Source organism: Thiothrix nivea DSM 5205 (genome assembly GCF_000260135.1).
GTDB classification, from domain to species: domain Bacteria; phylum Pseudomonadota; class Gammaproteobacteria; order Thiotrichales; family Thiotrichaceae; genus Thiothrix; species Thiothrix nivea.
Window position 1 is genome coordinate 3,845,405 of record NZ_JH651384.1, and the last position, 13,430, is coordinate 3,858,834.

The window sequence follows — 13,430 nt, forward strand, 5'->3', positions numbered from 1 at the left end:
GGATGCCTCTAAGTGTCATAAATTGACCAAATTAGTCAGCTAATATACAGTGGCAGCCTCCTTCAGCGAGGATGGGGTGTCTTGCTTATGTTGACCATTTGCCGTGTGGTGCTTGGGATTTGCCTGCTGGCATCTGTCCAGCCCGTTTTTGCCAAAGAGGCCATCGACTCAGAGCAAACCACAGGCATTTCCTTTAGCATCAAGACCCAGCAACAAGACCTCACCCTGAACAGTCTTAGCCTCGAATCCGCCCCGCCCCAGTTAGCTTCATTGGCAAACATGGCGGATCAGATAAAGGCAAGCAGCGACACACAAACTACGTCCATCCAGTTAAGCCGCCGGATTGCCCCCGGCATCAATGTGTTTGGCTCGATTGGCCAGGTCAGTGGGGAAACTATCGCCAAGATTCCCGCATTACCACGCATACAGTTGCCCGACATCAAAATTGATACCGATGGCATGATTTATAGCGTGGGGGCAAGAGCCGTAGTCAAAAAGGAGCAATATCTGGCTTCTTTGACCTATGTTCACACGCTATACAAACCGGATAACACCCTTAATGCGGCCAGCCATTCTTATTCCATCACGCCTTCGGTTGGTGTAATCACCGATGCGGGTGTTTTCAGCCTGGGTCTGACGTATCAGGAAAACAAACGGGATTTCACCGGCAAGCTCAACACCCCGCTGGGGGAGGCTGCTGTCAAGGCCAATGTTGAGAACAAACATAAGACAAGCTGGGTTGCCGCATACCGCACCGAACTGGGCAACGACCTGTATTTGCGCGGCGGCGTGGAACTGGGTGGCAAGGAAGGGGTAAGCCTCGCCATCATCAAACGTTTTTAAGGCTGATCAGTGACAAGTTGTGCGTGATCAACTCGTTGAATTGTTCCCAGTCAATCTCAGCATCATTTTCACCATAAACCTCAATTTCCCGTGCTGCCTCTGCATTCTCATGCAAACCCAATGCGCGGCTGGAGCTGACAATACGGTGCGCGGCAATACGCATGTCTGATACTTCCTGTCTGGATGCTCCATGCGTAATACGCCCTATATCTTCGGCTAACTGTTGCCTGTAATGCATGATAATCTCGGCTGCCGTTTCCTCACCCAAACGATGCTGGAGATCAGCAAATACTTTGGACAAAACCGGCTGAGACTGTTCAGCGCTTGCTGGGGCAACCCCGTGTACGCAGGCCAGCAGTTCATCCGGCGTATAGGGTTTGGCCAGAACAGTTGTGCCCATTGCCGCCAGACGTTCCCGCTGTTCCTTGTCAAAGTGGGCGGAGGTCAATACAACAACGAGTTCCGACAGGGCATCCTGCTGGCGGATTTTTTCCAGCAGTTGGAAACCATCCATCCTCGGCATACGCACATCGCTGAACACCACATCAAATGCCTGTTCTTGCAGCAACTCCCAGGCATGTTCCCCGTCTTCGGCCTGACTGACCTTATGCCCAGCCGACATCAGTAGCTCACTGGCAATCATGCGGTTACTGGCGGCGTCATCAACCACCAGAATCGTGAGGTTCTTGTGGCTGGAAGCAGCGGGCATCGCCTGTTCAGCAGGATCAGAAACCGTTGGCAGCCTCATACCCAGGGTAAAGCGGGCTTTGGTACCGTACCCCAAACGGCTTTCCAGCGACAAATCACCACCCGCCGCGCGGATCATTTCAAAGCAGATCGGCAGGCCGAGGCCGGAACTCGCATTCTGGCTGTAAAGCGCCTCGACACCAGTGTTGAAACGGGCTTCGATATGGGCGAGTTGTTCCTCAGACATGCCCCGCCCAGTGTCTTCGACGACTACATGCAATTCGCTTTGTTCCGGTTTCCATGCAACCGATACGGAAATGTCACCCACCTCGGTATTCTTGATGGCGTTGCTGATCAGGTTGATCAACATGCGCCGTAACACGACCGGCTTGCCGATCAGGCAAGGGGGCAGGTTGTGGGTATGCAGGCGCAGCTCCAGATCTTTTTCAGCGGCACGGTGATGCAAGAGCTGGATGAGGGCTTCCAGCAGGCGCTGCGGGTCAAATTCCGTATCCTTATCCATCTTCTGGATATTTTTGAACTGGATACGATCCAGCAAATTATCCACCAGCGCATACATCGACTCTGCCGCATAATGCGCGGTTTGCCAGTACTGCTGCTGCTTGCCGGATAAATCAGTGCGCCCCAGCAGACAGGTTGCGCCCAGCATCGCGTGTAACGGCGTGCGGATTTCGTGGCTCAGGGTGGAAATGAAACGTTCCCGCTGCCCGAGCATCAGCTCCGCATTTTCACGCGCCATTTGCGCACGTTCCCTACCCTGCATGGATTCCTTCACATGCATCCCCAGCGCCATCGACAGCATGATCATTTCCATTGCCGTTACCGAAGTTGTGACAAGCCTTCCCCAACCTTGCATGTCGATAAACTGGAGTACGCCGAGGATAGGGACAATGTGACCAACCACCAGAATCGTCCAGGCCGGGAACAAAACCCAGGCAGGCCGGTAGCCGCCCAAAGCGACGGCCAGCGATAACAACGGGATCAGGGTCAGGGAAGTAGCAACGATGTAGAAATGTATAAACAGTTTGGTGTTGGTGATACCTTCTGGCCATGTGAAAACATACGCAAGAAACCCGACCATCATGAGCAAAGATACAATACACAGGGTGATCAGTGTTTTGATGACCGTGAACAACTTCTGCCGCTTAGGGTTATGGCGGATGGTCTGGATTCCCGGTCGCATAAAGCTGAGTGTGAACAGGATCAGGGCGATCATGGTCATCGCGCTCAGGATATGCAAAGAGATTTTCGGGTCAGTGAAAAGCGCGGAAACCCCGGAAAAAAGCTCACGGTACAAACTGAGCTTCACCATCATGGAAAAATGCAGGCTGCCATACAAGGTATAGAAGAGATAGGACGCATTGCGTATGGAGATGAACAACAGAAAATTATAGACAATTAATCCGGCGATAATCCCAAGCATCATCAGATTTAACACAGTGCCCAGATTGGAATTTTGTACCGCAGAAGATGCTGGCAGCAAAAACACCTTTGTCGGAATCAGCGTTGTGGCGCGTACACGTTGCAAAAAACCACATTCCGTATTTTGGGGAAGATTTATAGGCAAGTAATAGGAAGATGCCAATGTTGGGCTGGAGACTCCGAGGGGAGGCGTGGACAAGGGTTGCAGCCCACCCCCCTGGCAATACAGGTAAAAGTCCAGCTCCCTTAAAAGCCCATTCCTGACATTAATCACCCATGCAGCGTTGTCTATGCGGTTTATCAGGGGAGTATAAAACCATGCTTGCTTGCCATCAGGGTCAAGCGTGCCGGATTGATAACCCGGCTGGCTCATGCGGTTGAGCGCTGCTTCGGGGCTGATGGCGTTGTTGGTGTCGGGCAGGCTCAAGGTATCCGCTTTCAGGCTCACAGGTTGCCCATGCGATTGTGCATCCACGATTTCAAAGGCGTGGGCTGGTTGCAAGGCAAACAGCAGGAAGAAGAGGAAAGCGGTTAAATAGCGCACAGCTGCTCTCATGCTCGGTCATTTGGGAGTGATTGCGATTTCATCACATAACAACCTCTGTTGACAGACTGTTGACAAAACTTTCCTTGCTGCCGGATTTTCGGTGGGATTTTAGCGCACCCGTTCCACCCCGACGCTTTCGCCATCCGTCACCAGCACCCATGCTGCCAGATCACGCAGGGCTGCCACTTCGGGCAGTTGCAGATAGCCATGCACCTGGTTAATGCCTTCCTGCCTTTTGGCTTCCCACCCGGCGGGTTTGTCGCCCTTCTTGCAATATTTCAGTTCAATCAAATGCTGGTAAGGGATTTTCAGCGGGTTGCGCTCCAGCAGCAGGATGTCGGGGTAGTGCCTGCCCATTTCGCGCTCGCTGTGGATGAAATAGATTTGTGTCTGGTAAATCAGGGTCAGCAAAATCACTTTCAGGTGCTTTTCATCCATCTTCAGCGCATCGTGGTTGGAAAGCAGTTGCATGACCCGTTCCAGTTGCGTGATCAGTGGCTGCATGTTGGCGTGCAACGCCAGTTGCTCCACCGCGAGCCGTAATTCGTGGTTGGGGATGCTGAACTGGTTGCGCCGTTCCAGTTCCACCTTGAAGTAATGGAAGTAAAACTCGCGGATGGCGTAGTTGGGGATGACGAACACCTCACCCGCCAATGCCTTGCGTTCCAGGGTGATAAAACCCATGTACGCCAGCAGGCTGATGAAATCGTCACGGTCAAAACCCTTGTCGAATTCGAACTTGCGGCGTTGCGCGGCCTGTACTTCACCCGCGTTGATCAGCTCGTCCAGCACCGCGAAATTCTCGTCCCGGTTGCCAATGCTGAACATGCCCATGATCTTGCCATAATCAGAGGCGATGTTTTCGTCCAGCATGGGTTCGGGATATTCGCAACGCTTACGGTCGAAATTCTTCACGAAATACAGCAGCATGTTGGCGTTATACACGCTGTTTTCCGCCCGGAGGTTGAAACGGTAGCCGTTGTACCACAGGCGGGTATCGTCCAGCAGTTGCGCCAGTTCCAGTTGGCAATGTTCCGCCAACGGTTGCAGCAGTGTCACCACTTCCGCTTCAGTGAAACCGATGGCCTCGTTGAAATCCTCATGCAATGACAGGTTCTGCCCGATATTGAAACCGCTGGTCATGCTGTCGAGCATGACCGGGGTCACGCCCGTGACAAACAGGCGGTCGAGCACGCCCGTCAGGGTGGCGGTTTTCAGCACCTCATAGAAACTGCGCACAAAGCCACCCTTGCCCATGATGCGCTGGAACAGTTTCAAATCGTCGGCGAGGATGCTGTTGGCAAAGTGATCGTATTCGTCGATCAGCAGCAGAACTTTTTGCCCGTCCAGCAAGGTAAAGAATTGTTGCATCTTTGCTGCCGGGTCAGGTTGTTGCCCGATGCGTTGTCTGTAATCGTCCGGGTAATCGTAGCGCCCCAGAAAGCCATGCAGGTATGTTTCCACCTTGGCATTGACACGTTGGAAAACCGCGTCATGCCCGCCATTCGTGTCAATGCCACTGAAATCCATGAACAGCACCTGATAACTGTTACGCAACGGGGTCGGGTGTTGCCCGATATACAGCGTCTCAAACAGCACCTCGAATTCATTCCGGTACACCACATCGTAGTAATGCCACAGCATCGACAGGAACAGGCTTTTGCCAAAACGGCGCGGGCGCAACAGGAACAGGTACTTGCCTGCCTCTTCCAGTTGCGGGATATAAGCGGTCTTGTCGATGTAGACATAACCCTCAGTCATGAGGGTCTTGAAGTTGCTCTCGCCGTAAGGGATTTTCGGGAACATGGGCAAATCCGGCCAGTCAGGGACATGGCGTCAGTATATCACACAGGCGGATAGCCACCGATGACCTTCGTACAACCAGCCCTGCCCAGCTAGCGATTCACTTGCCTGGCGAAAGCAAAGGGGCAACGCAGTGAATTAGGCACACCCGTTGACAGACTGTTGACCAACTTTTCCTTACAGTAGGCACTTTACGGCAGCAAGCACGAAGTGAGGGAAAGGCGATGCGGGCAACTAATTTTTTTGTTTCCCTGTTATTTCTGGGTTGCAGCTTGGGGGGCATGGCATTTGCAGATACCACGGGGTTGGAACATACGGATGGTTACGGCCTGTTACCCCAGGCAGCGCGTTTTTCCAAAGAGGAAAGCGAGGCGATATTTCAGACAGGGAAACAAGCCTGCCAGTCTGATTGTGTCTCGCCTTTTGCTGAAAAACTGGGTGAAAACAACCATGTCGCCGCGTATTCCAACTGCAAATCGTCGTGCATCACACCTGAATATACGTTCATGGATGTAGCAACAAAGGCGATGAGCGTCCACACGCAAGACCCGCAGAAAGCGGGGCTGCATTATGTGGGGGTGACGTACCAATGCGTCGAATACGCCCGCCGCTGGTGGATGAGCAATGAAGGGATCACGTTTGGTGATGTTGACGGCGCGGCTGACATCATCTACCTGACTGAAGTGGAAGCTATTGCTTCAGACAAAAAATACCCAATGGGGCGGTCAATCAATGGTACGGCGCAACGCCCACCTGCAAAAGGCGATTTGGTTGTTTACTACCCCAACCGTAAAGACCCGAAGTGGCGTTTTGGTGTAAGCGTTCACGCCCTCTGATAGGCATTGCAGCGATTTTATAGTAAATTCACCCCATCCCAATAACGAGCCATTATCCCCTTGCCAGCCCTAGCCCACCCACTGCCGACCACCCTTGATGAAGCACATCAGCTGATCGTGCGCCAACAGGAACGGATAGCCGGGTTGGAGAAGCAAGCGGCACGGGGTAGTGGTGTTGGAACAGCAAGTCGAAACGCTGCAAAAACAGCTCGAAGAACTGGTGGCCAAACTGGGCAGCAGTTCCCGCAACAGCTCCAAACCGCCGTCCTCAGACAGCCCGGAACAACGGGCAGCCCGTCCAAAACGCAAGGGGAGTGGCCGCCCGCATGGCGGGCAACCCGGCCATCCACGCCACGAACGGGCGTTATATCCCCCCGAACAAGTGACCCGCACTGAACAGTATTTCCCGGAAAGCACCTGCGCCTGTGGTGGGGCAGTGGCGGTTGACTGGGAAAACCCTTACCGCCATCAGGTCACGGACATCGCCCCTCCGCCGCCACCCGAGGTGACGGAGCACCAGTTTTACCACGGTGTCTGCCAATCCTGCGGCAACCAACACCACAGCCAGTGGCCGGACTGGGTCCCCAGCGGGCAAATGGGTGCGGGTGTGATTGCCTGGATTGTGGTGCTGGCCGGACAGTTTCGCCTGTCGATGCGCCAAACCCAGCTCCTGTTGTGGGAAGTCTGGCAGGTGCGCTTCAGCACCGGGGCGATCAGCAAAGCGCAAGGCAAATCCATCCCGTGGATGGGGCCGCTGTACCGTCAGGTCGGTGAGCATGTGCGTGGGCAGGCGGTCTGCCATGCCGATGAAACCCGCCATTACCGTGGCACGAACACCTACTGGTTATGGGCATTGGCGGACAACACCGTCACGTACTTCATGACCCATTACTCACGCGGCAAGGCTGCCGCCGATGCCTTGTTGGGCAGTTTTACCGGTTATCTGGTGACAGACCACTTCAGCGGTTACGGCAATGTCCCGCCCGAACGGCGGCAACTGTGCTGGGCACACCTGATCCGGCACTTCCGCAAGATGGCCGGGCGTTGTGGCGGAGGGGGAATGGTTGGCAAACGCCTGCTGCTGATTGCCTGCGCCACCGTCCGCACCCATCACCGCTGGCAACAGCACCCCGAAGGGGCGGCACGCTACCGGCGGCGGATACTGCGCCTGCGCCGCAGCTTCCAGGCCACCCTCAGCCTGGGCGAAGCATTGGATAACTGCAAACGCACCCGCAACCAATGCAAACATCTCCGTAAAGATGAGGCCATGTGCTGGACTTTCCTCAAGGATACACGCATTCCCCTCACCAATAACCGCGCTGAACGGGTGATCCGCCCCTACGTGCAATGGCGTAAGACCAGTTTTGCCAGCCAGTCGGCACAAGGGGACAGGTTCCGGCCAACCGTGCTGACCGTGTTGGGGACTGCCCGGCAATTGGGGATGGATATGGCAACCCTGATGCGCTATGTGTGCTCCCAAGGCTTGGCTCATAAGCCGGTCGCCGTGCGCTTCCCCTTGGGGCAGGTCTGTACCCGCAAACCGCTACAAATGGCGTGAACGCTTACCGTTTTGGTCATGTGGCGGTGGTGGTTAATGTCGACCTTGACAAGGGTGAAGTCGCTTTGGCGGAAGAAAACTACAATAATAAACCCTGGCCTGCCTCCACCGATTACTCCCGCAAAATCCAGATTTTCAATATAAGTGGGCGTTATCGCCTACTGGACGTTGAAACCTTGCAAAACAAGAATATTGAGGGAGGTCTGATTGCCGGATGGGTTTATCCCTTGCTTAACAAATAATTCTGGGCGATTTCAGCACATAACGACATCTGTTGACAGACTGTTGACAGAGTTTCTTTTATGATGTTTCTGGCAGCCAACCATATCAGGTTGGCAAGCAAAATCCAGATTATTGAACGAAGGAGCGTTATACCCATGAAGAAAGTTGCCATGATGTGTGTGACAGCGATGGCTGTCTTTGCCATGTCTGCCGCCTCAGCAGATTGTACGTTGGGATGGTGTAAAGCCAATACACTTTCTGCCACCGAAAAGCTGATTTGTGCTGATGCAGGTCTGCAAGCAGCGGATAACCTGATGGATAGCCTTTACCAAGAGGTCATGAGTTATAAAGGCAAGCCTGGGCATGAGGGTATGTGGTCGGGTGAAGTGCAATCTGATCAACAGGATTGGTTAAAAAGCCGCAATCAGTTGTCTGCTAAAAATCCACTGATGGATAGCTATTTGCAACGAATTGGGGAGTTACAAACTACGCTGAAATCCATGAGCCAGTAATACGGAGAGAGTCTATGAAATCAGGAAAAATGATACTGGCATTGCCGCTGGTATTCATGGTGGCTTTGGCGAATGCCAACGATGACATCGTATTGGTAGCTGAACCAGCACAAACCTATGTTTGTCAGGATGGGAAAAGTGTGACTGCGCAGTATTTCAATAATACGGAAAAAACCATTAGTCTGGTTAAACTGACGATGGCTACAGAAGCCCGGTTCTTACCGAGCATAGTTTCAGGTAGCGGTTCTCGTTATACCGATGAACGTGATATTGAATGGTGGCTTAAAGGCGATGAGGCGTCATTGAATTACGATTTACATAGTGATGATGCCAGTAAAACAACCCTGTGTTCAATAAAGCCATAAAGCTTTTTCTCAAAAACTTCCCGCCAAAAAAGTGCCGTTTAATTATAATTTAAACGGCATATATTCATTTGAAATTCTGCCAGTCATCCTTCCAAATTTTCTTATTCTAAATTTGCTGATGAGTTAGTGACGGATGCGCTACTAATAATTCCCATCATCAAATTGGAAATCCGCACAAAAAATGGTTGCTGTTGATAGTTTGTTGACAAAGTTTTCTTTATAGTTGTTTATATGAACAGGCAGCGAGTCACGCATTAAAGTGATAATACCGTATTTTTGGGTGAGTTCCTATTGACTGAGAAAGGAGGTTGAATAGTATGTTATCTGCCACTACGACAAACACGAAGAGAGAATATACTCGATTTTTACGCAATTGGTCAGCTACTTTATTATTGATGATAGTTAGTATCAACAGTGTGACTGTTGAAGCAGGCGGCATGGGAATGGGCAATGTGGAGGGTGAACGTATTAGACAGGGATTTGTTATTACGCCAGTTCCTCTCAATTTACATAGCAAAAACCGTGCCTTGGTAGGGCTTGGCAGTTACTTGACGAATGGAGTAGGTGGGTGCAATGACTGCCATACCTCTCCGACTTATGCACCGGGTGGTAATCCGTTTAATGGTGAAGCAGAGAAAATCAATACGGATGGCTATCTCGCGGGCGGCGGGGTTTTTGGTCCATTTGTAGAAAGCAATATTACGCCGGATGCTTCTGGTTTACCTGCCGGACTGACCCGCAAAGAATTTATCAGTTTAATGCGTACAGGCAAAGACCCTCATGAAGCCAATAAAACCCTTCAGGTAATGCCATGGCCTATTTACGGAAACATGACCTATCGGGATTTGTCTGCTATTTATGAATATCTACGCTCCATCCCCGCGTTACCGAATAATTATTAAATCCAGATAGCTATACCTATAAGTGTAAGTACTGTATCTGCATGATCATAATGCGGGTAGGTCACTTGATGGCCTATCGGGGAGTTTTTGTATGAAAGTTAATTATTTATGGCTATCTGGTGTGCAGTTATAGTCTGGTGGAGTATTTTGTCATGAATATTGTATTGTTATCTGTTTTGCTCGTTGTCACATGGCTATTGGCGGCATACTTTATACATCGGGTGGCTCACATAAAACATAAATGGAACATTTTGTTCTACATTCATAAAGCTCATCATGAAATTAATTATTTGGCTTCGGATGAACAGAATTCTGCGTTCAAGATGCGCTACTTGCTGTTTTTATTTGGTGACTATCGAGGCACATTAGATGTTCTATTGACTTTAACGTTACCTGCTCTTCTTGTGTTATTTGTCCACACAGAGATTGGCCTGGGAATTTTGATCTTTCATTATATTTACGAAGTTTTTCTTAGTGAGCATGTGCTGGATCATAATCCGCGTATACGCAAGTGCGGTGCGCGCTGCTTTGCCTGGGGTGAGTACCATCTTATGCATCATCTAAAGCCATCGTGCAACTTCGGCATAATCTTGCCGATTGGTGATTACTTGTTTGGAACTTATAAAAAGCCCGCATTCAATCAATCACTTACATCAATCAATGGATATTATAGCCATGAGTTAAGCAAATAATTCATACTGTTGACAGTCTGTTGACAAAATTTTATTTATAGTTAAGTCACATCAACAAGCAATCAAACAGCAATAAGTTTTCATCGCTGTGAGCGTGTAACACTGTAGAGGAAAGGGTTATGAGTAAAGTTCAGGTACATCGTGTCTCTGATTATCTGCATGACGAGAAAACCATACGCAAAATTGCCGGGGACTTCGCCGCCTTAAATAAAAAGGTCTGGAGCAATATAACGGATGATTTTTACATCTGGGATGCGGAAAAAGTATTGGAACAATTCAGGAATTACCCGTATGGCTCATTCTTTTCAAGCAAGGATGGCAAGATAGTATCCACCTTGACCGTCATGAAAATGAACGCAAATAATTATTTGCAAGGCCCGGATAAATCGTGGGAAAGCATCACAGGCAACGGGACGCTGAATACCCACGACCCACAGGGTGACAGTGCGTATGGTGTGGATTTAACGGGTGGGTCAGGCAATACCACCAAAATGGTTAAAGCCGTTATTTTGATAGGTTTGCTTGGCGAAGGTGTCAGGTCGGTATTTTTAAGCTCCAGAATTCCACTCTATCATAAGTATGATAATATGGATGTGGATGATTATGTCATAGCTAAGCGGAAAAGCGGCAAGCCATTAGACCCGGAACTGGCTTATTATAAAAACCTCGGTTTTAAAGTTGTCGATGTGATTCCTGATTATATGAATGACCCCAAGAGCCTGAACTACGGAGTCATTATCAAGTATGACAATCCATTCTATTGGCTGACAAAGGCGATCCCTTTTATTAAATATGCCATGAGCGCACTGGGAACCCGCTTTCTTTTGTCAAGACAGCCTGTTTATCAATAAGCCAGAGGTATCCCATGAAAAATACGCTTGAATGCCGGGCAGAAAACCCGGCCATACCAGACGCTGGGCAGGAAATCGAGTTGCCCAAAAGCCTTATCAACAAGATGTCCCAAATCTCCAGGGAAGAACCTGAGCTTCTTTATTATTCGCCGCAGGAAATCGAAAAACTCTGGAAACAACAGCGGATCATTGTTTATCCCGATGTCAATGAGCCTGAGGGGTTTATTTTCAAGATTCCCATTATGAAAGGCTGGACTGAGATTACCGGTCTGTACACCTTGCCCAGCAAGCGTCCGCGCAGTTTACGCCAGAAAAGTGTTGCTGAACGGATGGTGAAGACTTGTATGGATCAATGTGCCCCCGGCGAACGGCTCATTACCTTTACACAGATTCCTGGCGTGGCGCGTTTCGCACAGAAACTGGGTTCCCAGCGCATTGGCTATTTTGACCTGCCGCTGCGGGTCTTGCTGGCTTCGTTTCTGGAAAAATGCGCTACGCCAGCCAGGTTATGGGAACTATTGCTCGGTTTACCAAGGGAACGTAACGTTGCTGTCGTGATGTATACGGCTCCTGACAAAATGCCATGAACCTGCCTGATGAGGTAAATAACCATGCGTCCTGCTTCTTTTCCGTTAGCCAGCACCGCTATGGGCTGGCGCTTTCCCGCCAGTACTCACCCGCTGTTGGGGCGGATGCAGGCCACGCCCCATCCCTCCTGGAAACTGGCGATAAGCGACCGCCTTGCATGGCTGGAAGGGCATCGCATCAACGGTGTCCCCTTGTTTCCCGCCACAGGCTACGTGGAAATGGCGCTGGCTACCGCGCGTGCACAGTTTGGCGGCGAAGCTTTCCTCCTGACCGATGTAAGTTTCCTTGCTGCTTTGTGCCTGTGCGAGCCACTGGAGCAAACCTGCCTGCGCACCAGCCTGTTCCCGGAAGACGGGCGTTTTGAAATCCATTCCCGCAACGATAGAAACATGCCCTGGCGGTTACATGCCAAAGGTGTCGTGCAAGCGTTGCCTGCCAATACCGGGAACCATCGCCTATCGCCGGATGTGCTGTACAGTCGTTGCGGCACTTTGTCACCGGCGGCTCCGGCCTATGCTGCCCTGCAAGCAGCGGGATTCGGGTATGCGGGTTTGTTTCGCGGCATGGTCAGCCTTACGGCTTGCGGGCACGAAACCCTGGCGGAACTGACGCCAGGGCGGGCAGGCTGGATCATCGACCCGGTACAGCTCGATTCCGGGCTGCAAAGTCTGCTGGCCAGCCTTGGGGGAAATGAGCACGGCCTGTTTCTGCCGGTCGGGATCAAGCGCCTTCAGGTCAACGGGGCGACAGCAGATGCCGTACTGGCTTACGGTCATTCTGCTTTCGGGGATGGTGCGGTAAGGTTACATGCCGACCTGTGCCTGCTGGATCGGAACGGGCGGGTCAGCATGGATTTGCAAGGGCTAACGGCACGACCCATGACCGCAGGTCTGGCGCAAAGGGTGTTCCGCTACCTGGGTGTGGCGGATTGCGGGAGCCGTCAACCAACCTGACGGAGAATCGCCGCCGGGTATTTTCAACTCCCTTCTTTAAACCTGACACAAAAGGTAATCAGCATGAAAAAGACTATTAAATGGGGCACAACCGCCCTGGCATTTGCCGCTATCACAATCAACACCGCCGCGTTCGCGGGTGACGGTTCCTATGCACGCGGGGATCCTGGCTTGATGGATATACAATTTAACTGGACCACCCACCAGTCAGGAGACACTGTCAAAGCCAATGAACCCGTCAAGATTGGTTTTGAGGTCGGAAACGCGGGTATGTATATCCCCCTAGGGTGGCAATATACAATCCATGTAAAAGGTGCAACTATCCAAAGCTGGGATTCTGCACCTGGCGTAACGTGCACGACTGCCGAATCAAAACTCTTTTGCTCTTCTCGCAAGCCGATACTGAAGCTTGATCCTTTCCTTAAAGGTTCCATCACTGTACTGCCACCAGCCCAGAGTGGACGCAGGATGAGATTCGCCGGTAGCATGGTGGCCCTCGTCGGTAGTCGTCCTGATGAGGCGACAATGCTCAGGGATACTAACCGTACCAATGATACGAAGATCATGTTGGAAATGAGCGCTCAATAAAAATCCCGCCAATCATTTTATTTTCCTGATAACCTCCCAG

Annotated in this window: 14 protein-coding genes; 12 read left to right on the forward strand and 2 right to left on the reverse strand. The window is 51.2% G+C overall.

The window, feature by feature from the left end; all coding sequences use genetic code 11:
- Positions 1–87: 87 nt before the first annotated feature.
- Positions 88–843, forward strand: coding sequence for a hypothetical protein (locus tag THINI_RS19175; RefSeq protein ID WP_002710174.1), 756 nt, complete (start codon positions 88–90; stop codon positions 841–843).
- On the opposite strand, the gene THINI_RS19180 is transcribed toward THINI_RS19175, so the two are convergent.
- Entirely contained in the window at positions 830–3,517 is a 2,688-nt protein-coding gene (locus tag THINI_RS19180; RefSeq protein ID WP_040839606.1) for a response regulator, read from the reverse strand. The genes THINI_RS19175 and THINI_RS19180 overlap by 14 nt on opposite strands.
- A gap of 111 nt (positions 3,518–3,628) precedes the next feature.
- Positions 3,629–5,326, reverse strand: a complete 1,698-nt coding sequence (locus tag THINI_RS19185) for an AAA family ATPase (protein ID WP_002710176.1) — start codon at positions 5,324–5,326, stop codon at positions 3,629–3,631.
- 278 nt (positions 5,327–5,604) lie between these two features.
- Between THINI_RS19185 and THINI_RS19190 the strand changes: the two genes are divergently transcribed.
- The 11 genes from THINI_RS19190 (at position 5,605) to THINI_RS19240 (ending at position 13,390) form a co-directional block, all read left to right on the forward strand.
- Positions 5,605–6,159, forward strand: a complete 555-nt coding sequence (locus tag THINI_RS19190) for a hypothetical protein (protein WP_154724458.1) — start codon at positions 5,605–5,607, stop codon at positions 6,157–6,159.
- Between the two features lie 172 nt (positions 6,160–6,331).
- Complete coding sequence (tnpC, locus tag THINI_RS19195) at positions 6,332–7,717, forward strand: IS66 family transposase (protein ID WP_245536652.1); 1,386 nt, start codon at positions 6,332–6,334, stop codon at positions 7,715–7,717.
- On the forward strand, positions 7,714–7,959 hold the full coding sequence (locus THINI_RS19200; protein WP_040839608.1) for a hypothetical protein: 246 nt from the start codon (positions 7,714–7,716) through the stop codon (positions 7,957–7,959). Before tnpC ends, THINI_RS19200 begins: the two co-directional genes overlap by 4 nt.
- 135 nt (positions 7,960–8,094) lie before the next feature.
- Entirely contained in the window at positions 8,095–8,451 is a 357-nt protein-coding gene (locus THINI_RS19205; protein ID WP_002710178.1) for a lysozyme inhibitor LprI family protein, read from the forward strand.
- Between the two features lie 14 nt (positions 8,452–8,465).
- Positions 8,466–8,816, forward strand: coding sequence for an MliC family protein (locus tag THINI_RS23775; RefSeq protein ID WP_002710179.1), 351 nt, complete (start codon positions 8,466–8,468; stop codon positions 8,814–8,816).
- A gap of 317 nt (positions 8,817–9,133) precedes the next feature.
- A complete protein-coding gene (locus THINI_RS19215) occupies positions 9,134–9,718 on the forward strand; it encodes a hypothetical protein (RefSeq protein ID WP_002710180.1) in 585 nt (194 codons plus the stop codon).
- 152 nt (positions 9,719–9,870) lie between these two features.
- Entirely contained in the window at positions 9,871–10,410 is a 540-nt protein-coding gene (locus tag THINI_RS19220; protein WP_002710181.1) for a sterol desaturase family protein, read from the forward strand.
- Positions 10,411–10,529: 119 nt separating this feature from the next.
- Positions 10,530–11,261 carry a YceB family lipoprotein gene (locus tag THINI_RS23780; RefSeq protein ID WP_002710182.1) on the forward strand — a complete coding sequence of 244 codons (732 nt, stop codon included), beginning with the start codon at positions 10,530–10,532 and terminating at the stop codon, positions 11,259–11,261.
- 14 nt (positions 11,262–11,275) lie between these two features.
- Positions 11,276–11,848: a GNAT family N-acetyltransferase gene (locus tag THINI_RS19230; RefSeq protein ID WP_002710183.1), complete on the forward strand. Its 573-nt coding sequence runs from the start codon at positions 11,276–11,278 to the stop codon at positions 11,846–11,848.
- Between the two features lie 24 nt (positions 11,849–11,872).
- Positions 11,873–12,802 carry a polyketide synthase dehydratase domain-containing protein gene (locus THINI_RS19235; RefSeq protein ID WP_002710184.1) on the forward strand — a complete coding sequence of 310 codons (930 nt, stop codon included), beginning with the start codon at positions 11,873–11,875 and terminating at the stop codon, positions 12,800–12,802.
- 63 nt (positions 12,803–12,865) lie between these two features.
- Positions 12,866–13,390: a hypothetical protein gene (locus THINI_RS19240; RefSeq protein ID WP_002710185.1), complete on the forward strand. Its 525-nt coding sequence runs from the start codon at positions 12,866–12,868 to the stop codon at positions 13,388–13,390.
- Positions 13,391–13,430 lie beyond the last annotated feature (40 nt).

What these genes read in the sequence shown, in the direction of transcription:
- THINI_RS19175 (WP_002710174.1), top strand. Translation starts at nt 88, where the DNA reads ATGTTGACCATTTGCCGTGTGGTGCTTGGGATTTGCCTGCTGGCATCT.
- THINI_RS19185 (WP_002710176.1), bottom strand. Translation starts at nt 5,326, where the DNA reads ATGTTCCCGAAAATCCCTTACGGCGAGAGCAACTTCAAGACCCTCATG.
- THINI_RS19190 (WP_154724458.1), top strand. Translation starts at nt 5,605, where the DNA reads ATGGCATTTGCAGATACCACGGGGTTGGAACATACGGATGGTTACGGC.
- THINI_RS19205 (WP_002710178.1), top strand. Translation starts at nt 8,095, where the DNA reads ATGAAGAAAGTTGCCATGATGTGTGTGACAGCGATGGCTGTCTTTGCC.
- THINI_RS23775 (WP_002710179.1), top strand. Translation starts at nt 8,466, where the DNA reads ATGAAATCAGGAAAAATGATACTGGCATTGCCGCTGGTATTCATGGTG.
- THINI_RS19215 (WP_002710180.1), top strand. Translation starts at nt 9,134, where the DNA reads ATGTTATCTGCCACTACGACAAACACGAAGAGAGAATATACTCGATTT.
- THINI_RS19220 (WP_002710181.1), top strand. Translation starts at nt 9,871, where the DNA reads ATGAATATTGTATTGTTATCTGTTTTGCTCGTTGTCACATGGCTATTG.
- THINI_RS23780 (WP_002710182.1), top strand. Translation starts at nt 10,530, where the DNA reads ATGAGTAAAGTTCAGGTACATCGTGTCTCTGATTATCTGCATGACGAG.
- THINI_RS19230 (WP_002710183.1), top strand. Translation starts at nt 11,276, where the DNA reads ATGAAAAATACGCTTGAATGCCGGGCAGAAAACCCGGCCATACCAGAC.
- THINI_RS19235 (WP_002710184.1), top strand. Translation starts at nt 11,873, where the DNA reads ATGCGTCCTGCTTCTTTTCCGTTAGCCAGCACCGCTATGGGCTGGCGC.
- THINI_RS19240 (WP_002710185.1), top strand. Translation starts at nt 12,866, where the DNA reads ATGAAAAAGACTATTAAATGGGGCACAACCGCCCTGGCATTTGCCGCT.